The organism is Clostridium sp. FS41 (assembly GCF_000954015.1).
In the GTDB taxonomy this organism is placed as follows: Bacteria; Bacillota; Clostridia; order Lachnospirales; family Lachnospiraceae; genus Enterocloster; species Enterocloster citroniae.
In genome coordinates this window covers 13867-36410 of record NZ_JYHN01000025.1, presented here as the reverse complement: position 1 = coordinate 36410, position 22544 = coordinate 13867, and the positions used below count along the sequence as shown (strand labels likewise).

The 22544-nt window shown below is 45.8% G+C and carries 28 protein-coding genes and 1 CRISPR repeat array (1 of these 29 running past the window's edge); of the genes, 3 read left to right on the top strand and 25 right to left on the bottom strand.

Annotation, left to right across the window (positions count from 1 at the left end):
• Positions 1–235: a CRISPR direct-repeat array (repeat unit 33 nt; unit sequence ATTTCAATCCACACAGTCCTCGCAGACTGTGAC) (it extends 1072 nt beyond the left edge of the window).
• Positions 236–514: 279 nt separating this feature from the next.
• From CLFS41_RS03330 to CLFS41_RS31110, 3 genes are all read right to left on the bottom strand, one after another.
• Positions 515–829: a hypothetical protein gene (locus CLFS41_RS03330; RefSeq protein WP_045091448.1), complete on the bottom strand. Its 315-nt coding sequence runs from the start codon at positions 827–829 to the stop codon at positions 515–517.
• 105 nt (positions 830–934) lie between these two features.
• Positions 935–1555, bottom strand: coding sequence for an NUDIX hydrolase (locus CLFS41_RS03325; RefSeq protein WP_045091447.1), 621 nt, complete (start codon positions 1553–1555; stop codon positions 935–937).
• Between the two features lie 197 nt (positions 1556–1752).
• Positions 1753–2241, bottom strand: coding sequence for a hypothetical protein (locus CLFS41_RS31110; RefSeq protein WP_330583348.1), 489 nt, complete (start codon positions 2239–2241; stop codon positions 1753–1755).
• Positions 2242–2328: 87 nt separating this feature from the next.
• Between CLFS41_RS31110 and CLFS41_RS31105 the strand changes: the two genes are divergently transcribed.
• Entirely contained in the window at positions 2329–3183 is an 855-nt protein-coding gene (locus tag CLFS41_RS31105; protein ID WP_330412692.1) for a DDE-type integrase/transposase/recombinase, read from the top strand.
• A gap of 755 nt (positions 3184–3938) precedes the next feature.
• On the opposite strand, the gene CLFS41_RS03315 is transcribed toward CLFS41_RS31105, so the two are convergent.
• From CLFS41_RS03315 to CLFS41_RS03255, 15 genes are all read right to left on the bottom strand, one after another.
• On the bottom strand, positions 3939–4931 hold the full coding sequence (locus tag CLFS41_RS03315; RefSeq protein WP_007869089.1) for a hypothetical protein: 993 nt from the start codon (positions 4929–4931) through the stop codon (positions 3939–3941).
• Between the two features lie 248 nt (positions 4932–5179).
• Positions 5180–5485: a phosphatidylglycerol lysyltransferase domain-containing protein gene (locus CLFS41_RS30650; protein WP_007869090.1), complete on the bottom strand. Its 306-nt coding sequence runs from the start codon at positions 5483–5485 to the stop codon at positions 5180–5182.
• Positions 5485–5775, bottom strand: a complete 291-nt coding sequence (locus CLFS41_RS30645) for a DUF2156 domain-containing protein (protein WP_242856765.1) — start codon at positions 5773–5775, stop codon at positions 5485–5487. Before CLFS41_RS30645 ends, CLFS41_RS30650 begins: the two co-directional genes overlap by 1 nt.
• 201 nt (positions 5776–5976) lie before the next feature.
• The gene (locus CLFS41_RS03305) at positions 5977–6315 is read right to left on the bottom strand and encodes a hypothetical protein (protein WP_045091445.1); all 339 of its coding nucleotides are present in this window, start codon (positions 6313–6315) and stop codon (positions 5977–5979) included.
• A gap of 55 nt (positions 6316–6370) precedes the next feature.
• Positions 6371–7000 carry a hypothetical protein gene (locus CLFS41_RS28865; RefSeq protein ID WP_048930984.1) on the bottom strand — a complete coding sequence of 210 codons (630 nt, stop codon included), beginning with the start codon at positions 6998–7000 and terminating at the stop codon, positions 6371–6373.
• Positions 6984–7661: a sigma-70 family RNA polymerase sigma factor gene (locus CLFS41_RS03295; protein ID WP_242856764.1), complete on the bottom strand. Its 678-nt coding sequence runs from the start codon at positions 7659–7661 to the stop codon at positions 6984–6986. Before CLFS41_RS03295 ends, CLFS41_RS28865 begins: the two co-directional genes overlap by 17 nt.
• A gap of 20 nt (positions 7662–7681) precedes the next feature.
• The gene (locus tag CLFS41_RS03290) at positions 7682–8026 is read right to left on the bottom strand and encodes a hypothetical protein (RefSeq protein WP_048930985.1); all 345 of its coding nucleotides are present in this window, start codon (positions 8024–8026) and stop codon (positions 7682–7684) included.
• Positions 8027–8183: 157 nt separating this feature from the next.
• Positions 8184–9140 (bottom strand): NAD-dependent epimerase/dehydratase family protein, encoded by a 957-nt coding sequence (locus tag CLFS41_RS03285; protein WP_045091444.1) that lies wholly within the window; start codon positions 9138–9140, stop codon positions 8184–8186.
• Between the two features lie 39 nt (positions 9141–9179).
• Positions 9180–9506: a hypothetical protein gene (locus CLFS41_RS03280; protein ID WP_045091443.1), complete on the bottom strand. Its 327-nt coding sequence runs from the start codon at positions 9504–9506 to the stop codon at positions 9180–9182.
• The gene (locus tag CLFS41_RS30960) at positions 9503–9634 is read right to left on the bottom strand and encodes a hypothetical protein (RefSeq protein ID WP_264470510.1); all 132 of its coding nucleotides are present in this window, start codon (positions 9632–9634) and stop codon (positions 9503–9505) included. The genes CLFS41_RS03280 and CLFS41_RS30960 overlap by 4 nt, the downstream gene beginning before the upstream one ends.
• Positions 9635–9945: 311 nt before the next feature.
• Positions 9946–10542 carry an HDIG domain-containing metalloprotein gene (locus CLFS41_RS03275; protein ID WP_007869101.1) on the bottom strand — a complete coding sequence of 199 codons (597 nt, stop codon included), beginning with the start codon at positions 10540–10542 and terminating at the stop codon, positions 9946–9948.
• Positions 10543–10581: 39 nt separating this feature from the next.
• Positions 10582–11847, bottom strand: coding sequence for a TRAP transporter large permease (locus CLFS41_RS03270; protein WP_045091442.1), 1266 nt, complete (start codon positions 11845–11847; stop codon positions 10582–10584).
• 6 nt (positions 11848–11853) lie between these two features.
• A complete protein-coding gene (locus CLFS41_RS03265) occupies positions 11854–12345 on the bottom strand; it encodes a TRAP transporter small permease (RefSeq protein WP_007869107.1) in 492 nt (163 codons plus the stop codon).
• Positions 12346–12404: 59 nt separating this feature from the next.
• Entirely contained in the window at positions 12405–13484 is a 1080-nt protein-coding gene (locus CLFS41_RS03260; protein WP_045091441.1) for a sialic acid TRAP transporter substrate-binding protein SiaP, read from the bottom strand.
• Positions 13485–13581: 97 nt separating this feature from the next.
• Positions 13582–13932 carry a cupin domain-containing protein gene (locus CLFS41_RS03255; RefSeq protein WP_045091440.1) on the bottom strand — a complete coding sequence of 117 codons (351 nt, stop codon included), beginning with the start codon at positions 13930–13932 and terminating at the stop codon, positions 13582–13584.
• Between the two features lie 289 nt (positions 13933–14221).
• Here CLFS41_RS03255 and CLFS41_RS03250 point away from each other — a divergent pair, with 289 nt between their 5' ends.
• Positions 14222–14914, top strand: a complete 693-nt coding sequence (locus tag CLFS41_RS03250; RefSeq protein ID WP_045091439.1) for a GntR family transcriptional regulator — start codon at positions 14222–14224, stop codon at positions 14912–14914.
• Between the two features lie 9 nt (positions 14915–14923).
• A complete protein-coding gene (locus tag CLFS41_RS03245) occupies positions 14924–16150 on the top strand; it encodes a hypothetical protein (protein ID WP_147329401.1) in 1227 nt (408 codons plus the stop codon).
• Here CLFS41_RS03245 and CLFS41_RS03240 read toward each other — a convergent pair.
• From CLFS41_RS03240 to CLFS41_RS03210, 7 genes are read right to left on the bottom strand one after another with little or no spacing between them, the layout of a single operon-like run.
• Positions 16143–16964 (bottom strand): SDR family oxidoreductase, encoded by an 822-nt coding sequence (locus tag CLFS41_RS03240; RefSeq protein ID WP_007869128.1) that lies wholly within the window; start codon positions 16962–16964, stop codon positions 16143–16145. The two genes, CLFS41_RS03245 and CLFS41_RS03240, sit on opposite strands and share 8 nt — an antisense overlap.
• Positions 16965–16994: 30 nt before the next feature.
• Positions 16995–17927 (bottom strand): transketolase C-terminal domain-containing protein, encoded by a 933-nt coding sequence (locus CLFS41_RS03235; RefSeq protein WP_007866905.1) that lies wholly within the window; start codon positions 17925–17927, stop codon positions 16995–16997.
• Positions 17920–18756: a transketolase gene (locus tag CLFS41_RS03230; protein WP_007866906.1), complete on the bottom strand. Its 837-nt coding sequence runs from the start codon at positions 18754–18756 to the stop codon at positions 17920–17922. Before CLFS41_RS03230 ends, CLFS41_RS03235 begins: the two co-directional genes overlap by 8 nt.
• Positions 18741–19703, bottom strand: a complete 963-nt coding sequence (locus CLFS41_RS03225) for a transketolase C-terminal domain-containing protein (protein WP_045091438.1) — start codon at positions 19701–19703, stop codon at positions 18741–18743. The genes CLFS41_RS03230 and CLFS41_RS03225 overlap by 16 nt, the downstream gene beginning before the upstream one ends.
• Positions 19703–20542 carry a transketolase gene (locus CLFS41_RS03220; RefSeq protein WP_007866909.1) on the bottom strand — a complete coding sequence of 280 codons (840 nt, stop codon included), beginning with the start codon at positions 20540–20542 and terminating at the stop codon, positions 19703–19705. Before CLFS41_RS03220 ends, CLFS41_RS03225 begins: the two co-directional genes overlap by 1 nt.
• Entirely contained in the window at positions 20539–21204 is a 666-nt protein-coding gene (locus CLFS41_RS03215; protein ID WP_045091437.1) for an aspartate/glutamate racemase family protein, read from the bottom strand. Before CLFS41_RS03215 ends, CLFS41_RS03220 begins: the two co-directional genes overlap by 4 nt.
• A 14-nt stretch (positions 21205–21218) precedes the next feature.
• Complete coding sequence (locus CLFS41_RS03210) at positions 21219–22247, bottom strand: alcohol dehydrogenase catalytic domain-containing protein (protein WP_007866913.1); 1029 nt, start codon at positions 22245–22247, stop codon at positions 21219–21221.
• Positions 22248–22544: the final 297 nt, after the last annotated feature.

The following is a 22544-nucleotide window of genomic DNA, read 5'->3' as shown; positions in this document are numbered from 1 at the left end:
TATTTCAATCCACACAGTCCTCGCAGACTGTGACGAGTGTATATTTACAAAGTCCTGACAGTTGTATGATTTCAATCCACACAGTCCTCGCAGACTGTGACCAGTGACCTTGAGGGGTATCCTATGCTTCAAAGTATTTCAATCCACACAGTCCTCGCAGACTGTGACAGCTATGTGAGGAAAAATGGAATGAGGTGATGATATTTCAATCCACACAGTCCTCGCAGACTGTGACTGCAATTATGCATGATATTTACTATTAAATACAACTTACCCTCATACACAATGCACAAATCTCTTTTCATATTATACTACATCTTCTCTCGAAATCAAATATTATGTGCTTTATTTTGATGCGAATCTCCTAGACATTTTATGTTTGCTTGGGATTCGCACCATAATACTTGTATTCCCTTTTTCTGATAATATTTAATCCAAACTTTCAGTTTTGTACCCCAAAGCAATATTTATTCCAATCCCATAATATGTAAACATACACTTAACAATTGAACCTCTAAGGAGAGCAAAGAGATTTTTTTAAATTTCTGATATCAAAATCACTTAAATGATATTTCTCCAGCTTATCGTTTTCCACAATTTTGATTTCTTCACTATCTTTATGTTTTAATGTTCTTCTCGTTTCCGTAATGATAGATAAGGTCCAAATTAAAGTTTCAGAAAACAAGTCTTTCAAGGAATTGATATAAGCATTAACCTTCCCTACAGAATATGGACACTTGAGAAAAAGTAACATAAATAACACCGCGCCGAATGATTGTTTCTGTACAAGCAAAGGGCAAGAATGTAAAAAATTTGCAGCAACAAGCATAGGAAAAAATATCCTTTCAAAAAAAACGATCATTTGTGTCTACGACAGTAAAGGTGATTTTTACTAGTTGGGAACATCCCCAACCTTAGGCAAATTAAAATTTGTTTAATCAAATATTGTTTCCCAGCTTTCACTTTTGTATGCTTTAAAACACATTTTCACCTGCTCAATTGTGTTTTTTTCTTCTGCAAGCTTTGGTATTTCATCTTCATTAAAATATTTAAATTCTGTTGTTTCAATATTTTCTTGAAACTGACCGCCAAGAACAGAGCAAAGAACAAATACTTTACATACACCATAGGCATATACTGGCAAATTGTGTTTAGTTCTATCTTGAACTGCAATTATTTTATCAGCAGAAACATCTAAGCCCGCCTCTTCTTTAACTTCTTTAATAGTGTTCTCTTTTACGGATACATTTACATCAACCCAACCACCAGGTAAAGACCATTTTCCATTGTTTTCTTTTACAAGAAGAATCTTACCATTTTCAAATATAGCTGCCCTTGTATCTAGTTTAGGTGTCTGATAGCCAATTTCATTACAAAATAAATCTTTTACTTTTTCAATGGATATATCTGTTTTATGTGATAATATTTCAGCTGATATATCTCTAATTCTCTCATATCTCTCTTTATCATAAATATCTTTACCATATGTCAATCCAGCTTGAGCAAGACTTTGTAATTCTATTGCCCACTCTAACCATTTTTCAATATTGTTCATATAATATCCCTCTAATATAAATTGGTAGTGTCAAGTCTGACACCCCGTTTGTTATTAAAAACCTTGTATTTTCAAGGATTACACCGCTTTTGAAAATAAAAAAGCAATGACCTCCCCTTTTTTGATATAATGTAGTCACCACAACAAACATAATAACCAAAGGATGGGTCATTGCTATGGATAACATTATACTCTATTTACTTACTGTAATTCAAGAACAATATAAAACGATTTGCTGGCTCCTGAATCTGATCTGCAGATATATTCCTCTCAAGCAGTGGGCTTTCAATGATTCCCACTCCCCCAAATACCAGAAGTTTACCACTGACCGGCTCCCCGTCATCAAGCCCTTCATCAAACAGGACTGGCAGTTCCTCCTCGAATACTTTCTCTGGAAGTATGGCAAACCCGTCAGACCGGTCCAGCGCCGTAACGGGCAATCTATCCCTGAAGATATTGTCTGCCCCCTCTGTGGTTCCCCTCATCATTATCTCTATGATAACAATGGTGGCAACGGACAGTATCTGTGCAAGATCTGTGGCCAGACATTCATCACGGGGGAGTGTGTCACCTCGCCGGTCCGCTTCGTCTGCCCTTACTGCGGACACTCCCTCGTCCCTAAAAAGAACCGGAAATTCTTTCGCCTGCACAAATGTGTCAATCCCAAGTGCTCCTTCTATCTGCATAACCTTTCCAGGGTTGATAAAAAACATCTGGATGAGGAACATGGCATAAATAAATACAAACTCCATTACCTCTACCGGGAGTTCACCGTGGATTTCTTCCGCATGGACTTGGACTCCCTGCCAAAGAACACCTCCTCACTGAAGTTTTCCAGGCACAATGCACACATCATGTCCCTATGCCTTACCATGCATGTGAATCTCCAGCTTTCACTGAGAAAGACCGCACAGGCCTTAAACGATCTCTATAGCATCCGGATTTCCCACCAGCAGGTTGCCAACTATGCCAGGACGGCGGCTATGGTTATCAAGCCCTTCTCTGACCACTATGAATATCCCAAATCATCCGTCTTCACCGCCGATGAGACCTATATCAAAGTCCGCGGTGTCAAAGGCTACATCTGGTTCATCATGGACGCTGCCTCCCGCTCTATCCTCGGCTACCAGGTTTCCGACAACCGCTCGGTCGGACCGTGCATCCTTGCCATGCGCATGGCGTTCCGGGGCATGCAGAAACTCCCGGAAAAGTTCCGGTTCATTGCCGATGGGTACAGCGCCTATCCTCTGGCTGCCCTGCAGTTTGCAAAGGAACTGGGGGAAAGCTTCCGGTTTGACATCACCCAGGTGATCGGGCTTACAAACGATGATGCTGTCTCCAGGGAGTTCCGCCCTTACAAGCAGATGATCGAACGCCTCAACCGAACCTTTAAATCCACTTACCGGGTCAGCTGCGGTTACGATAATTATAATGGTGCAAACTATAACGCAGCACTCTGGGTCGCCTACTACAACTTCCTGCGCCCGCATAAGCACAACCATTATCAGATACTCAATAAAGTCGATATGCTGGAAGGCGCAGACAACATGCCTGGAAAATGGCAGCTCCTGATCCTGCTCGGCCAGCAGACCATCCTCCAGCTGCAGGAACAGCGCCCGCCCGGCTAAATCTGTTCTTAGATTCCGAACCGGAGGGGCGACATACAGCCATCCCGAAGGGACCTGCCCTTGATGGCACGCCAAAACAATGCTACAATGCTGTGACAACAACGGTGGGATTTTTATCTGTTCTTGAGTTCTTCGCCGTTGGTAAGACGTTCAGAGCATTGTTTTGGTGTGCCGTCAAGGGTGGCGGGAATTTCCAGTTTCTTACATATCTGCAATTTTCAAGGTTCTAATGTTGCCGGTTCTACCGGCTTCGGGTTTTCATAAATCATTTGACACTACCTATAAATTTATATCTATAGGCCCTTTTAACATATACATCATAGCTTTCGCATATGAATTTTACTAATATAATCCTGCTCTATGCGTTATAGCAATGTCAGAAACCCTCAACACGCGCTTTCGCCATTGCATGATATTTCCTTATATCTGCCCCATGGTTTTATATCATCATAAGAAATTCAGGCGCTATTTGGGCATCAAAGCATTAAAAATCATTTCTTTTTTAAGTGTTTTAGACTGATAAAAGGCCAAAAATGTTTTGATATAACATGCTTGTCTCTTTGAAAAGGATCCGCCATTTGTGCTGTCCACAACCAAACTTTATCATGCTCAAAAGTCACACTTTCTTTGGGTACCCCTGTCTTATATATGATTAACCCTGACAGGTGGCCATTTATTATAATGGAAAATATATTAAAAGAAACGGTATAAAGATCTGAGCTTACACCGTTTCTTATTGAACAAATTTAGATAAATTACTGCACCCAGCCCCCGTCACTTCCTACATAATACCCATCCGGTGTCGTGGTATTATGATACATTGCGCCGTCATCCCCGCAGTAATACCACACTCCGTTCCAGGGGATCCAGCCGGTTACCATATAGCCTGCAGCATTGAAAAAATACCACTGGCCGTCAATAAGCTGCCAATTGTTTACAGTATAGCTCTTATCCGCATTGCAGTACCACCAGCCCACATTATCCCTGAGCCAGGCACCGCTGTAGTTATTGCCTTCGCTGTCATATGAGCCATATCCGCTGTGCCCTGCGTTGATCTCATCCGCATCCTCAGAAGAGACATACCAGGTATCTGATTCCTCCCAGGAGCCCTTGTCTGAAGAGCTATAGACGCCCCTCACCTTAAACATATAATCGCCGCTTCGGGTGATATACTTGGAAAAGTCGTAACTGGTATCCGAGGTGGTGATGACAGAGGTAACGGAATTGTCATTACGGTACAGGCGCACCTCGTATTTTCTGGCATCACCGTCATCCTCCCAGTTGGCTATGCCGGATGACTCGTCCCATTCCAGTTCATAGACATCCAGGTCCCGGTCACTGCTTCCCTCCAGAGAATCCAGTGTGATATAGACAAACAATGTGCTGCTTTTTCTTGTCACGGAAGTAACCCTGCCATCCGCACCGCTCAGGTCCACATCGCTTTTGGAAAATCCGGAAGGGAAATAGTAATCATCCTCCGCATCTACCGTAACCTTCAGTTTGGGCTTGTCATTGTCATCCCATTCATCCTTTGGTTCGTTGGTCACTTCCACATCACTGACACTGTACCTGCCGGAATCAGAATATACATCCACATTGCTGGAACTGTCCCCGGCCTCGATCTCTGATTCCACCTCCAGAGATACGCTGTTGATCTCTGTTCTTGAGGCAGCCATAGCAGTGCTGCACATCAGAGTTAACAGTCCTCCGGCTATCCATATCATTGTCAGCTGCTTCACTCTCTTCATATTCCCCACTCCCTTTTTTTGCTTTATAATGGGCTGCCTTTTTATCCCATTATATACGAAAACAGGATAAAAAGGAAGGGATGGAGGCCCAGATTCCCTCTGTTAATTTTCTCTGTTATCTCCCTTTACGATTTCCCTATACTATTCTCCTGCGTTATTTTCCTGTGTTTTTTCACTGTTTTTCCTCCATTGGCTGCCTTTGGCGGTTTCCTACCGCTTGTGGAACCGGGCCTTTACAAAAAGTGGATCTAATCCCAGATTTCCTGTGGATTCTGTATCCTTACCACGGCATAGAACATCTCTGGTGTAGGAATCATTGGAAGGTATACATAGTAGGAGGGAAGCCACTGTGTGGGACTGTACTTTTCCTTTGCCCGGGATAGATCCCGGAAACCATAACACTCATTCAGATGTTCATACACAAAACACAGCAGCCGTTCCACCAGATTGGCGCTGTTCTCCTCCAGACCGGCCAAAGGCGCTACGCCCAGGCTGCCAAACTCCACGCCCTCTTTCTTAAACACCTGAAACGCTTTATGGATGATCGTTTCCATCACACCTCCCGGCGCATCCTGCCCGTGCCTTGTGACATCGGCCATATACCCTTTTTTCCCAAGAAGGGAACAAACACGATAAAGGCGGCCGATGCATAGAAATAACGCTTATCCATAGGTTGTTCCAGCCCTACTGAGCCCAGTGTGAATTTTAGCAGTCCACTCTTCTTCTGCTGAAGCCATTCCTGGGTAATCCTGTCAAATCCCTTTTCTATCTCTGTATCCCTCTGCTCCATCACCTTATATTCCCGTACCGTAACCCCGGCCTTGGCGGCATGGTTTATGTTCATAATGCTGAATATCCGGCCCTCTGCTTGTGCGGGGCTGGATCCAGGGTTTGACCGCATACAGAAAGGCGGCAAGAATACCCCCACCCTCCCCAGCTGAACCAGAAAATAACCAACTCAAATCCAGGAATCCCCTTGGCTCGGGATATCCCTTCCCCATTCCGAAAATCCTCCCTAAAATAGACAAATGCAACGGCCGGGGCTCTATCCCCGGCCATGATAACTAAGTGGGACGGATGGTGAAACCCAGAAAAACAACGGACAAAATTCATGCATAAGATAAGGACCGCAATACACCATTCCACCCTTTTTGCGCTTCATCTGCTGAAGGGACGCGGCCAGGAGCACAATGGAAAATGCCCTCTGGACCATCTTTCCCATTTCCAGTGAAACCTGCACCTTCTCGGATACGGGCAGGGACGGAAGGAAGCTGAGGATCAGCAGCGCCAGGGAGGCCAGCGCAATGATACTAATAATAGTATTTTCAAATCTGATACGGCGGTTCCGGCTCATGGTTACCTCTTTTCTTCCTATGCCTTCCATCAGGTACTCCTTTATACTCTGACAGCCTGGTACCGGGAATTTTACTTTTAGAATATCACCTGACGGATATCATTTCAAGGATTTTATCCTCCGGCACCTCCAGAGACAGTTTAAGGGAATAGGAATATGTTCCGTCTGTCCATAGTGCAAAGCTGTATCCTCCCTCATTCCCTTTCAGGGTGGCCCTGCCTATATCAAGTACTGCCTCTGTTTCATTTTCAAAAAGATTATAATCCCCTGATCGGTCCTCTGTACCAGCCCACATCCGGTATAAAGCGCTTTGGCCTTCACCACTGTAATCGATCTGGGCAACTTCTTTCCAGAATGCGGTATAAGTCTTATCAGTCACATCAAAGGGAAGGGAGGACAACTCAATGACCTCAAATCCCACTGCCTCGGAAAGACTCTGGAGGGAGGCGCATTCCTGGATATCCGGCACCACCTGGACTGCAGGATCCTTAGGTTCCATGGGAGCCTGTCTGAGAAGTCCTCCCGGATAAAGAGCCGTACCTGCCAATATCACAACAAGGCAGACCGCTGCTGCCAGTGTTTTTACATAAGAGGGCAATCCCTTCCTGGGAGGAGCCGGTACCAGGTTCATGTCCCGGATATTCCCCAGGATACGCCGGCTCATCTCATCCGTCACACTGGCTCTATCCATAATCTGTTCATACCGTTTCCTCAAAATCATACACCTCCTTTAAGATTTCCCTCAGTTTTCCCCGCCCCCGGCTCAGGCTGGAACGCACGGTCGCCTCCTTCATTTTAAGGATTGTTCCAATCTGAGCCGTGGAGTATCCCTCGTAATAAAACAGATGGATCACTTCCCTGTACCGGACAGGCAGTTCCCTTACTGCCTCCCACACAAAAGACAGATCCTCCCGCTGTTCCGCAGCCAGCGTATCCCTCAGTTCATCCGTATATCGTATCTTATTATATTCAATCCGGTTCTTACTAAGGTTTGCCGCCACACGCAGCGGCCACGCCTTTTCATGATCCTCATTTTCAAATTCCGGGGCATTTTTCAGAAATCGGACCAGTGTATCCTGAAGGATCTCCTCCGCATCACTCATATTATGAAGATATGAGTAGGTAAGGCGTATAATACTGTTCCCGTAAATCCTCATGATCCGCTCCGCCCGTTCATTGATCCGTTCATTGAACCGTTCATTGATCCGTTCATTTAGCTTTCCATTAAATCTTTTATCCTGTATCCCACGGACCCGTTCCCTGCTTCCGGCTACCCTGGTAAAGCGCTCTCTTCCCACTGCTGCCATCCGTAAGATCCTGATTCCTATTTCCCGGATCCGCTGTGCAAACACATGTTCCAAACATACACATATCATGTCTGTCCCCTGCCTCCTGACTATCTGACGTTCTTAACCAGCTGCTTCATTTCCCCGCTGCCCACAGCCTTGCGTACCCTGATTTCTCTGTCATGCGCTGCATCCCGAAAGATCAGTTCGATCATTCTCTCCTCTGACACACGTATCACTGGTTTTCCCCAGTCTTCCGGCATTTTCATGACCTGGATCTCAAAACCGGCTCTACGGCCGGCCTCATTAAGGCTCCCGCATTCCGTAAAGGGATTTACCATCCCCGCCATACTGCCTGCCAAGGCAGGCTCACCGGCAGCATCCAAGCCGCTGCCCACAGCCGGATCACATAACATCATGGCACAAAGTGTTAATACAGCTATTTCTTTCATCATAATTATTTCCTTCTTTCCTGATTCAATTAGACTGCCTTTTGGCGGTTCTGTTATAAATACAGTTAAGGAGATAAAAATGTTGCAAAAAATTATTAAATTCAAAAAAGGCTGCCGCCTGCAGTTGAAATTCAACTGTCTGCGATAGCCTCTTCCTATATCAGTTCAACTTAATAACACCTCTGTCCACATAGCTTTGGACCGCTGCCTTTATGGTTTCTACATTTGTGTACCTGGGTTCATACCCCAACAGGTTCCTGGCATTTTCTATACTGTAAAAGCCGCTTCTGGCAATGTGGAAATAAGTGTCGCTGGTTTCCGTTTCATCACCTATATACTCACACCAGTCTTTCCATGGGAGAAAACCGATCTTAGGCTCCTTTCCAAAAAATCCATACATGAGTTTTGCATAGCCGTACAGTGTGATGGACTGGCTGCCCACTGCATGGAAGGTTTCCCCTAACGCCTGATTCCGATGGGTGATCGCTTTAAAGAACATCTGCGCCACATCCTCGCCATGTACATGATGTAAGGTCTCCATTCCGAAATTAGGAAGGAAGATCTCCTCCCCTTTAGCTATTTTTTCAAACACAACCGGTGTTTTATTGGCCCAGGGATTCATGATGGTCCAGCCCGGACCGGAGATCTGTCCCGGCATAATGATCGTTGCAGGAAAACCGGCTGTGTGATACTGCTCCCTCAGGTAAATCTCACTTTGGAATTTATTAAAACCGTAATCATCCAATGGTGCTTTCTGCAGATCAGCAGGATCAGCAGGCAGTATTTCGGCCCTGCCATGGGCCCATACGGAAGAGCAGAACAGGTAGTGGGAAAGCTTTGTACCCTTTAGAGCTTCTGCCGTTGCCTTTGTATCTTCTATATGGAAATTGATCAGATCGACCACAATGTCCGGCTCCATGCCTGCAATCTTATGAGCAAATCCTTTGTCATTTTCCCTGTCCATGATCACAGGAGTCACATAATCCCATGCCTCATCCTCCACATACGGCCTGCTTATTCCACGGGTAATATTGATAACCTCATAGCCGGCACGGACAAGCATTGGAATAAGATATGTACCAATGTGGCCGCATCCGCCTGTCACAACAACATTCATTGAATTCCTCCTTTTCCGATAGAACACATTATAGTCTTTCTAACAATTATACACCCCGTCATCCGTGGCCAGCAAGTCAAATCCCCCCATCAGTTCTCTCATCACCCGATCATCCAGGCGTCCAGTGATCAGGATATTTCCTTCCGGCCCATTAAATGAAATACCGTTCCAGAGAGGTCCCTCCCATATCCGGATGCCAAATATCTCTCCTGCTGTTCCCCCTACCAGGCTCCGGGCTTTTTGATCCAGAAGTTGTCTCTGCTGTTCCGGTATAAGGAATTCCGCCTTGGAAAATATCTGTTCCCATCCGTCACTGTACTTTGCATGTTCTGTAAACAATACATAGTGCCCGGTGCAGCCATTCATTCCTCTACATCATTAAATGCCAGCCGGAGTGCATGTATGAAACGATCATAAGAATAATCCTCCAGCCCATTGCAGAGAATGCAGTCCTCCATGGTATCCGTGGATATTCCAAACAGGGCTACATCCACATCACCTGCAGGGTAGAGGATGGTTTTAGCGTTTCAGGTTTTCAATAATAATTTCCCCTTGATCCCCAAATGGCGGAGTCAGTGAATATGCTAAATATGACATTTACTATCAATTATTGTATACATTTCATTATAACAGCCGGAATTAAGCTATATCAGTTTCCATTAAATATAGAGGGGGGATTATATCTATTACACAATGGAAAAAGGGATACCTGGGAAAAATATTTTAACCTTTTCTTTTTGCCGTAGCTCAATGCAAAAAGCCGCATTCTCATAATAGAAGATTGCGGCTCTTTAACACTTTTTTTCTACAGCTTCGGAATATTCAAATCAAACATGCTTGCCAGCGAAAACCAGGAACCGTCATCCGCATAGTGAACAAGGGTGGCATACGCACTTCTTGTCACAAAACGACCTTCAGGGGAATGGTTCGCACACACATGCACCACTTCTTCCGGCAATTCACATGTGATTGCGATGTAAGTTCCATAAGCCGGGTGCCGCACATTGGGGGCTCCTGTTGTCTTATGGTTTTCTCCCCAGCGCTTTCTGTTCTCAGGACTATACTCATAAGGCTTGCCTACATCGTGCAGGAGTGCGCTGGCTATTAATATGTCTTTGTCCAGTCCTAAATCCATTTCATAAGCCCTGGATAGATTTTCATACAGACTTAGCGTATTGTATCCAACCGCGCGGATGTGCATACTCTGGTCTCCCAGCGCACTGGCCTCGGGCATACCGGAGCCTGGCATTTCTTCAATTTGTTTAAAGCCGTTGATCTGTAACGCATACGTCCATGCATCCGCAGTCTTGTTTCGCAGTTCCTCATTCTGAATATCCATAATCTGAGGAAGTGTTTTAAAAACACCCTCCCGTATTTCCTGATCAAGTTCAATCGGTATCATATCACAACTTCCTTTCCTTTTATAAATATTTTATTCTATTTACATAATTAAATTAGGTAACCATGTGGTAAGCGGAGGACAATAGGTCACTATCAGCAGCGCAATAAAATTAACTGCCAGCAGCGGAAGCATTGCCTTTGTAATCCTTTCAAATGAAAGACTGCTCACATTTGACAGAGCAAACAACACCATACCTACGGGCGGAGTCAGCATACCTATTGTAATATTCAGGATGCAGACAATTCCAAAATGCAGCGGATCAATACCAAAGGATGCGATCACCGGCATCAGAATCGGCACCAGGATTACAAGAGCGGCCAGGCTCTCCATAACCATTCCCACCAAAAGTAAAAAGATATTGATAACCAGAAGGGCGATGAATTTATTTGTAACCACGCTCAGGAACACCGCTGCCAGCTTGCCCGGGATTTGCTGTGCAGTAATAATGTATCCAAATGCATTGGCACAGCTCACAATAAAGAGTACACTCATGGCGCTGGTAAGGGTATCGTCCATGATTCCAGGCATATCCTTCCACTTCAGATCCCGTGTCAGAAAGCCTTGGACAAGCGCGTATAACACAGCTACCACCGAAGCCTCTGTAGGAGTACAGATACCTGTTATGATCCCTCCCAAAATAATAACTGGCGTCAACAATGCAGGGAAAGATGTGACGAAAGATCTGCTCAAATCCCGGAATCCACCAAAGGGTGTACGGGGATATTCCCGCTTCTTAGCCACTATATACACATATATCATTTGCACCACCGCCAGACAACATCCTGGCAAAATACCTGCAATAAACATTTTTCCTACAGATACACCACTGGCCACACAGTAGACCACCCCCGATATGGTAGGAGGAATAATCGGCCCAATGCAGGAAGATGCTCCAGTAATAGCTACTGCAAACTCCTCATCATAGCCATTATCCTTCATAGCTTTAATTTCGATGGCTCCCAGACCTCCGGCATCAGCCACCGCCGAACCGGACATTCCTGCAAAAACCACAGACGCCAGTACATTGGCATGCCCCAGACCTCCAGGAATCCATCCTATAGTCTTCTTACAGAAGTTAAAAATCCGATCCGTCACCCCGCCCCGGTTCATAATATTACCTGCCAATATAAAGAAACTCAAGGCCAGCAATGTGAAGCCGCTGGAGCCCTGTACAGCTCGGGAAACGATCATGTTCAGGCTCTCCCCATACACCATGGAATAGATAATAGAGCTGCACAGCATGCAGTAGGCAACGGGCATGCGTATGACCATAAATCCAAAAAAACATAAAAATAATAGTGCCATCCCCCATTATCCCCTTTCTCTCAATTCCTTGTTGATACAGCGGAACACCTCAATCAGACGCAGCAGGATGTAACAGGCCGCCAGTATAAACCCCACTGTAATAAAACAGTAAATCCAGCTTTGTTTCATCCATGGAATTGTATTCATCTGAATATTCTTTTTAAGAGTAAATTTCCAACTATATTTAATCATGTAACAAGTACAAAACAGCATGATGCCGTTAGATGCCAGATCAAACAGCCATTGTACGGGACGCGGGACCTTGTCGTAGACCAGGGATAATTCCGTATGCTGCTTCTTATGAAAACAATAGCCAATCCCTGCAAAAGCCAGCGTGCCCTGCATCATAGTAATTACCTCATCTGTCCAGATGATTGGATTATTGAACGCAAAGCGCATGATCACATGCAGGGACAGCACTAACAGCATGAATGTCATCACAGCTATAAAAAACGTCCTCTGAACATGATAAACTATGCTTTCTAACTTCTTTACCATACCGCACTCCTTTTTTGTGAAATTGAAAGCCGGACAGGGCCGGCTTTCTCCTGCAGAGCTTACATTGCCTGAATCGCCTCATACATACCATCAACCCACTGATCTTTAAACTGGTCGTACATAGGCGCAATCTTTTCACGGAAGGATTCAATATCAGGCTCTACGATTTCACTATATTTTCCAATCTCTTCAATATAGCCCTGTTCCTGCTCGATCGCCTTGGTATTATGCTCCTTGGCAACTTCCTTGGCGCAGTCGTACATAATATCAATCTGCTCCTGAGTCAGCTTCTGCATAGCCGTATCGCTCATGAAAATACTCAGCATCTGAAACTGGTGGTAGGTCAAGTTCAAATAATCCTGAACCTCATAGAACTTCATTGCAGAAATGGAAGCAGGAGGATTCTCCTGTCCGTCCACAGTGTGCTGCTGAAGCGCCAAATAGGTCTCGTTATACGCAATTGGTGTAGGAGAAGCACCCAACTGGGTAAATGCAGCAATTGGAAGAGGTTCATTGGCCGCGCGCATCTTTAATCCGGCCATGTCATCGGCGGTTTTCAGCGCCTTTCCCGAAGTGGTCATCTGGCGGGCCCCATAATACAAATCTGCAAGTATATTTACGTTACATGCCTCTGCCAGACCGTCAACCAAAGTCTGATGGGAATCACTGTCGTAAAATTTCATCATATGATCCAAATCCCTGAACATGTAAAAGGCTTCTACAATCGTAAATGGTGTATAACGTGACGTATACTGGCCCGTGGCAGAAATATATAAATCCACATCTCCCTCTGAGCAGGCCTCTGCAAGTTCTGTATTAGTTCCAAGTGTCTCGCTGGGATATACGTCAATATGGATTGCGCCTCCTGACCGTTCTTCCACCAATGCGGCAAAGTTCTCCGCAGAAGTGTTGATCAGATGCTCGGTAGACTGTGTATGGCCCAGGCGGAGGGTAACTGTTTCTGCGCTGGCCGCTGCCCCTGAATCAATAGTTTGCGCTGCTGCCTCTGTCTGTGCCGCAGCTGAAGCTCCAGTTGTATCATTCTTGTTGTCTGAAGAAGTACCACAGGCTGTCAATGACATGGCTAAAACAAGTGACATTGTAACTCCCATAACTTTTTTTAACTGTAATTTTTTCATAATGTCTCTTCCTTTCCTATTTATCCTTTTATTATATCTTTTATTCATTCCCCAATAGCTGGCCGCCTGTTTTTATGCAGACCTTTCTCCATCCCGGCTATTGGTATAAAATCAAAGCTATCATCTCAAGTGGAACATCGCCCGCATTTTCTATTGCATGTCCTTCTCCGGCTCCGGTAAAAGTAACATTCCCCGCTGTTACGGTCCGGATGACGCCGTTATCATTAAATTTACCGACTCCACTTAAAATATAGTATGTTTCAGATTCATTTTCGTGGATATGATAGCCAATTCCCGCCCCCTGGTTCACAGTAGTATGTGCAAAAATCCTCCCTTTACCATACATATCCTCCTCTCCATTTAACAGGGAACGCACTGTTATCTCCCCTAACCCATGGAAAGGAGCCGGTTTGCTTTCATATGGAATTTCCTCTTTTTTTCTGACCATTGTATCTCCTCCCGTTTTTTATAAGCATAATATATTCTTATTGCATGCTTAAAGTATACAACACGGTTTTTAGTATTTCAATAGCATATTTGCTTAGATTTTAAATATATTTTTATGCATTTCTACCTAAATAGATCCAGGACCATGTAGATACTTTTCACAAATCCCCCCCTCTTTTTATGGTGATTTTCAATCTTGTATAATAGTAAAAATCAGCTTATAATAATCATGTTGTATACTTTTTGTTTCTTATATTAAAACCATATTTTGAGAAAAGAAGGGGTTACTTATGCCGAAAACCGGAAATCGTGATTTGAAAAATCATGCCTATCAGATAATAAAAGAGCGTTTGATCAACTGTATTTATGAGCCCGGTTCTTTCATAAATGAAAGCCAGCTGGCAACGGACCTTGGTTTAAGCCGTACGCCTGTCCGTGAAGCCATCAACCGACTGGAATCGGAAGGGCTTGTAAAGGTCATGCCTAAAAAGGGGATTTTCGTGTCAGATATCCAGCTCAGTGATGTCCTGCAGATTTTTCAGGCAAGGATTGAGATCGAGCCGGTAGCGCTCGGCATGGCAGCCCCTCATTTACCGACAGAGGAACTGTTGCATTTCCGCAATACTTTTACCCAGGATTTTCCTGACATTCAAAATGCCTTCCGTCTGGATACGGCCATGCATCTTTTTATCATTGAGTATTGTGGAAACCGATATATTATTGATATGATGCATAAACTGTTTGATGATAACACAAAAGTGGTCATTGCAAGTAAACAGAACAGGGTACAGATCCATGATGCCCGTTTAGAACATCTGGATATCATCAACACTTTGATTGACAAAAATTATGAAAAAGCCGCCATATTAATGAAAACGCATATCGAAACCTGCCGCCGTGCCGCGCTGGACTATTTTTATTCGATGGAATCCTACAATACCATTTCACCGGAAACATATAAAAATCATCTGAAAATATTGTAAGGAGATTTTATGCTGCCAGATCATACTTTCTATCCACCAATGGAATTGCTTATCCTTGAAAGTTTCGCGGACCGCTGTGCCAAAACCACCGGACAGACCAAATTTTTTTATACCCTGCTTCAAGATAAAGTTCCTGCTAAAATAATCGTGGAGAAGCTTACAGGGCGGACAAATACCCTGGTGTATGATGATGCCGGCCTTCCATCCCTGATGGTAAGGATTCCTTGTTTTGATCTGGAACAGGTGATCCCCCATGCTGGAAATGCCGTTCATCCCATGTTTCAGACATCCCGAGGCCAAGTACAATATGTCTGGCTCTCTAAATACCAGAATATCACAAAAAGGGGACGTGCTTACAGTCTTCCGGACCAGTGTCCCAGAAATTTTATCAGCTATGATGAAGCATTAGAATGTTGCCAGGCCAAGGGACCAGGCTGGCACCTGATGACGAATTACGAGTGGGCTGGGATTGCCCTGTGGAGCCGCGCCCGTGGAATTGTCCCCCGTGGAAATAATTCCAATGGAAGCGACTGTGGACACCCGGAAGATACCTGCACCCTTATGTCTCCCCTGCCGAACGGCTCCGGCGGACCGGCCCTGACCGGAAGCGGTCCCATTTCCTGGGCTCACGACCATACGATAAACGGTATCTTCGACTGCAATGGTAATGTGGCTGAATGGGTTGGCGGTCTTAGGATGCTGGATGGAAAGCTTCTGTGGCTGAGACCGGAGTATTCTGCCATCCACGAAGCCCAACGGCGAAACAGCTCCTTTTGGAATTCCATGCTGCCTGATGGCCGGTTCATGCCCGCTGATTTCCCCAATACCCTTCATTTTGACTATACATGTCCGCCGCCTCCTGCCGGAGGAACTCCTGATTTCGCCCTGTCGCTCTCCCGTACATATCCGCAGCATATATACGAACAACTGGTTCCTGGTATGGATTCCACATATGGTCACATGCCCTTTTCCGATTTTTCCTGTCTTACAGAATTGTCTGCTCAGGCCTTACTTTTCCTCCGCGCGGCCTGTGTTTTTCCTATGGAAGATGCCTGCGCTCCCGGTGATCTGTATTTTCGCAATCATGGGGAAACAGCTGCTCTCCGGGGCGGGCATTGGTATCACGAGAAAAGCGCGGGTATGTTTTGGCTGAATCTGGCGCACACTCCATCCTATACAGCCAGGCGCATTGGCTTTCGCTGCGCCTGGATCCCGGATGAGGATGTTGTTATCTGAAACGTTCTGTCTCCATTACAAACGTATCCCCGGCCGTGCAGCCTCCGTCCACAAATACAGTCTGTCCCGTCATGTGGACGGAGCCAGGTGAGAGCAGCATAATCACAGGCGCCACCAGCCATTCTGTTCTCCCTGCGCACCCCCGCGGTATACTCTCAATCCGCTTTTCATATGATCTTGGATTCTCTTCAATCTGTTTCCTGTTAATATCCGTGACTATCATTCCGGGTGCCACTGAATTGACATTAATCCCCTGTTGGGCCCATTCAATTGCCAATGCCCTGGTAAAGCTGTCCACTGCAGCCTTGCTGGAGGCGTAGGCTGTGTAGTATGCCTTCCCTTTCACAGTACTGAGGGAGGAAATGTTAACAATACGGCCTTTCTTTGCTCTTAGCATATAGCCTCCCGCATATTTACAGCAGATTGCCACTGATGTAAAGTTTGTGTCCATAACCTTCTGGAAATCACTGAGCGTCATCTTCTCCAGGCTTTCAATTATATTCATTCCTGCTGCATTTACCAGTCCGTCAATTCTTCCAAAGTGCCGGTCAATCTGTTCCATTGCCGCTTTTACAGCCTCCTCATGGGTCAGATCCGCAATAACACAGAGTACATCCTTTTCTGTGGATAAATTCGGGCAATGAAGCGCCTCCAGAACTTTTTCCCGGCTTTTTGAGTTTCTTACAACAGCCGCCACCCTGCCGCCCAAATCCCGGATCGCCCGGCACAGCTCCAAACCGATACCTCCTGCGGCGCCTGTAACCACGATCACTTGGTCTCTTATGCCATACAACTGATCCAATGTGTAACTCATCTGTCAATTCCTCCTTATTCTATCTGCCATCTATTGAAGGCTTTGGACACTCTCCACAATACCTTTGGAATCCAGGCCAAAAAAGCCCAACAGTTCAGGAAGGCTTCCTGCTGTCCCAAATGTTGTCATTCCTAACCTTTTAAAATGCTTCGGATGTACATTATGTTCCACCAGCGCCTCAGCCACAGCGCTTCCCAAACCACAGACCGTACCATCCTCCACTGTTATGACGCTCCCGGCCCCTTCACAGCAGCCCGCTAGGGTATCTACATCCAGCGGTTTTATCGTATACATATCCAGAACCGTAACCATAATCCCATCTTCTTTCAGCTGGTCAGCTGCCCTAGCAGCTTCAGCCACACAAGGACCACAGGCCACGATCACCGCCTCCCTGCCATAGCAACGGACATGTATTGCCTTTCCAAACTCAAACCTCTGATTTTCTTTATAAACTACAGGTGTTGCCCCCCTCCCGAGGCGCAGATAAACCGGCCCCTGAAGATCTGCTGCCATTTTCACAAATGCCTTTGCAGCAACCGCATCCGCAGGACAAAGCAGCGCCATATTGGGGATAGTCCTGACAATTCCGATATCCTCTGTGCCCTGATGTGTTACCCCGTCCGTATCCCCTGACAGTCCAGACAGTCCCGCGGCCACCTTTACATTGAGGTTGGGATATGCGGCAAATGTACGTATCTGCTCCAGCCCACGCATAGAGAGGAAGGGGCTGTAACCCACGGAAAAGACACAGCAGCCTTCTGCCGCCATGGCGGCGGAAGCTGTCAACATCCCCTGTTCGGCAATTCCAAACTCAAAATACCGGTCCGGGTACTTCTCTACAAATTTATTCAGGGCAAACGAACGATAGGTGTCTGCCGAAGTAGTTACTACATCATCCCGCATTCCTGCCAGCTCTACCAGTCCCGTACCAAAGCCTGTCCGTGTAGAAACCATCTTATTCATATTTCCCTGCCTCCTCTGCCAGCTCCTCAACTGCAATTTTATATTCCTCATCATTGGGTGCTTTCATATGCCATAGATACTGGTCTTCCATATAGGATACGCCCTTTCCCTTTACTGTTTTGGCTATGATCACAGAAGGGGTTCCTTTAGCAGCTTTAGCTGTAGTAACTGCGTCCAGGATCTCCTCCATGTTATGGCCGTCAATGGTTTGAGTATCCCATCCAAAACTTTTGAATTTCATCTCCAGATTCCCCAAATCCTGAATATCGGCAACCCTTCCCCCTGACTGCAGGCCATTGCAATCCACAATCCATATCAGATGATCAAGATGCGCATTTCCGGCATACATAGCGCTTTCCCATGCAATTCCTTCCTGGAGCTCCCCATCGCCGCAGATAACATAGACATAATGACTGCTCCTGTTCTTCTTCCCAATCAGGGCCATCCCCAGTGAGGCCGCCAATCCATTTCCAAGAGAGCCTGTGGTCATATCCACCCCCGGGCACTTGCGCATATCGGGATGTCCCTGCAGACTGCTGTTTAACTTCCTGTATTCCATCAGATCCTTCTCAGGAAAGAATCCCCGTTTAGCCAAAGCCGCATAGTAGATGGGGCATGCGTGCCCTTTGGATAAGACAAACCTGTCCCTGTCCTTTAAGCCCGGATCGGCCGGATCAAGCTTCAAAATGTAAAAGTACATTGCCGTAATCAAATCTGCCATGGATAGACTGGGAGCCGCATGGCCTGTTTTGGCATGATAAACCATTTTAACAGCATCCAGCCGCAATTCATAGCTCTTTTTATATAAATCCCTTATCTCCTCCCGCATTCCATATCCTCCTTTCTGGAAACCACACTGCGGACCTCATTAACAATCGAATCGGTTCCAAGGCCAAATATCTCCACAAGTTCCTCATAGCTCCCGCTCTCTGTGTAGCAGTCACGTATTCCGAGTCTGGATATCTCTGCCTGGATCTTCTCCTCTGCCAGGACTTCCAGTACCGCGGTTCCAAGCCCGCCAATAATTGAATGTTCCTCCACAATAACCACTGCTCCCGTTTCACCCGCTGCACGGATCACAGTCTCTCTGTCCAGCGGTTTTATTGTAAACATATCAAACAGTCTGGCCCTGATTCCCTGAGCCGCAAGAATTTCCACCGCCTTACCGGCCCTGTAAACAGATAGTCCTACGGCAAAGATAGCCGCATCCTTTCCTTCCGAAAGCTGCTTTGCTTTTCCAATTTTAAAGTTTTCTCCTGTATCATAGATGTTTTCATATCCGTTTCTGGGTATGCTGACATAGGCTGGTCCTTTATAATCCTCCACCAGCATTTTCACCATCCAATCCAGCATAATGCCATCGGAGGGCGACATGACCAGCATTCCGGGAATTCCCCGCATCACGTTAATATCCTCGATCGCATGGTGTGTGGCTCCATCATATCCTCCTCCCAGGCCATTGTTAGAACCTACGATACGCACATTCAATCCAGAATATCCAATCAGTGCCTTAGCGGATAATGCACACATGGAAGACGCCAGTGTGGCAAAGGTATTGACAAATGGAATGAATCCGCTGCAAGCAAATCCGGCCCCCATGGCGGCCATATTGCTTTCTGCAATTCCTACATCAAATGCCCTCTCAGGATAGGCCGCTGCCATCATACAGGTCTTGCTGCTGTTTGAGAGGTCGGCGTCCAGAACTACTACCCTGTCATTAAGACCAGCATATTTAACAAGACTTTCACCGTAAATATCCCTTAACGCCATTCCCATCACTTTATACCTCCCAGTTCTTTCATTGCCTGCGCGTATTCTTCATCTGATACAGCCTTTCCATGGTATTTATTTGTACCTTCCATAAAAGATACCCCTTTTCCCTTAATAGTATCTGCGAGAATCACACATGGTTTCCCATTTCTCATGCTTTTTGCCTTCTCAATGGCCGTATAAATCCCGGCTATCTTATGTCCGTCACATGTCAGGACATTCCACCCAAATGATTTCCAGCGCTCCTCCATATGATCCATGGGCATGACCTGGGCCGTGGTCCCATCTAACTGAACTTTATTCCAATCCACAATACCGATCAAATGGTCGCATCTGAACTTCACCGCAGACATGGCCGCTTCCCATATCGTCCCTTCATTTAATTCCCCGTCACCCATCACGGTAAATACATAGGCATCGTTCCCCATAAGCTGGTTGGCGCAAGCCATTCCTACTGATGCCGACAGCCCAATGCCTAAAGGTCCTGTGGACAACTCCACTCCCGGGGTTTTCGCAGAACAGGGATGCCCCTGAAGGCGGCTGCCCGGCTGCCTTAATGTATGCATTTCCTCCTTTGGAAAAAAGCCTTTTTCACAAAGGCAACGGTAAAGCATGGGCGCTCCATGTCCTTTGGAAAGTACAATCCTGTCCCTGCCGCTGTCATACTGGTTTTCTTTTGAAATATTGGCGCACTCCATGTACAGCGTTACAAGGATTTCGCACTCTGACAGCGAGCCTCCCGCGTGTCCTGTCTGCAATTCATGAAGAATTGATATAATGTCAATCCGAAACTGGCGACAAAGTGCTTCCAACTCTTTTTCTCTTTCCTCTGTCAACTTTATCATCTGTTCACCTCACATATCTCCTGCACTTCCTTTACACAAAGACATGGACTTGCATATACCGGCAATCCTGTGTCTTTCTTGAGAGATGCTTCCATTCCCGCCATGGAACCCTGCGCTAGAATCAATACGTCCACCTCTCCCGCCATGACCTCTGCTTCTTTTCTGATAAGATCGTCATGAAGTTCCGGTCGTCCCTGACTGTTAGCCTCATATGCCCCCTGTGCCACTCTGCCGATCACCTGGACATTCCTCCCCATATCTGCGGCCAGGCGGCGAATATAAGATGCCGTAGGCTCCATGGTGGTCGCCAGGGATGCCACCACGCCAATTCTATCCCCATGCTGTAAAGCCTTTTTAATCATGGCCCTGTCTATACGGATAACCGGTACACTCAGTATTTTATCTGCCGCTTCCGCAACCTCTCCCACAGAAGAACAGGCGCTGATGATCACTTTGGGATCCCACCTGGCAGCAGCCTGGAAGTAATGCATCATGCGTTCCCTCACCCTGTCCGTGACTCTGCCGTGTTCCACAACCTCCCTGATCAGACTGTCATCTGCGATATTTACTATCCTGCAATCCGGCAGCGCTGCTGAAAGTTCTTTTTTCATAGTGTTAATCAGGCCTCCCATAGAGGTATAAACCACCACAACCGTATCCATAACCGATTCCTCCATTAATCCATGTATTTGTTAAAACGAAGAACAATCTTCCCCGTCTCAGGACGCCTTTGGCCGGCAAGGGCAAAGGCCTTTTTTGTATCCCTGAAATCAAAAACATCCGTAATTATCCTGTCCGCGTGCTCCTGATACTGCCTAAAATTTGAAATCACAGGTGCAAACTGATGCATTTGAAGTCTTGAAGCCACGATTTTCAACTGCTTTCTCATGGCCTTATAGCCATCAAACATAAAGGGCACAGCCGCTACCGGCACGAATCTTCCGCATGGGGACAGCATGTCAATCGCTTCCTCATCCAACTGCACGATACCTGCGCAGTCCGCAATAATGTTAGGTCCATAGCCTCCGGTCAGTTCCATGACCCTCTCCCTGAGATTATCCCTGGTGGAATCTATTACATATGGTATTCCAATTTCTCTGGCCATTCTAAGCCTTCCGTCACTAATTTCACTAATCATTACCATTGCCCCCATATGTATAGCCGTATCTGCAAGCATGAGACCAATAGGTCCAGCCCCATATATCAGCAATGTGTCTTCTGGTGCCAGTTCAGCCCGGGCACATACCTGTGCCGCTATGGTATAAGGTTCGATCAATGCAGCTTCATTCCAGCTGATCCAGTCAGGAATCCTGTGCCACTGCCGCTCATCTGACACAAAGTATTCTTCCAGTCCCCCGGACATATTGCAGCCTGTCACTTTCACTTGTGCACACACATTTCCTTCACCTTTTAAACAGGCGTAGCATTGGCCGCAATACGAGATCGGCTCATGGACAACACGGTCTCCTTTCTTTAAGCCCTTAACTTGCCCTCCTATCTCTGTGACAACCCCGGCAAACTCATGTCCAGGTATCCTTTTTTGTCCCATGGATAGAGAATGATGTCCCTCATAAATTTTAATATCTGTTCCACATATACCAACTGACTCAACTTGTACTTTGACAGCGGTAGGGCTGCAGATCTGCGGTTCTTCCACCTCAATAAAACCGGCAAATCTGGTATCCTCAATCATAAACGCTTTCACTTTATCCTTCTTTCTGCCATATCAAAATTGATTCTGACGATCTTAGGTATTATTTACTGCCAGCAGCTTCCTACTCCTATAAACTAGCTCCGAGGCATCAAAAAGTATATAGTCATTATCTGCTTTTATTAACAAATTCTGTACTTTTCATGCTGTATATTTCGTTTTTTATTTGCATTTTACGAAATAGGCCACTACATCTTAAGATGTTCCTTATGCTTTTGCTTTTACTTTATACTGTTTCTCAATGTCCAAATCTTGTCTTTTCAAATTTTATATACTATAATAAAACCAAAT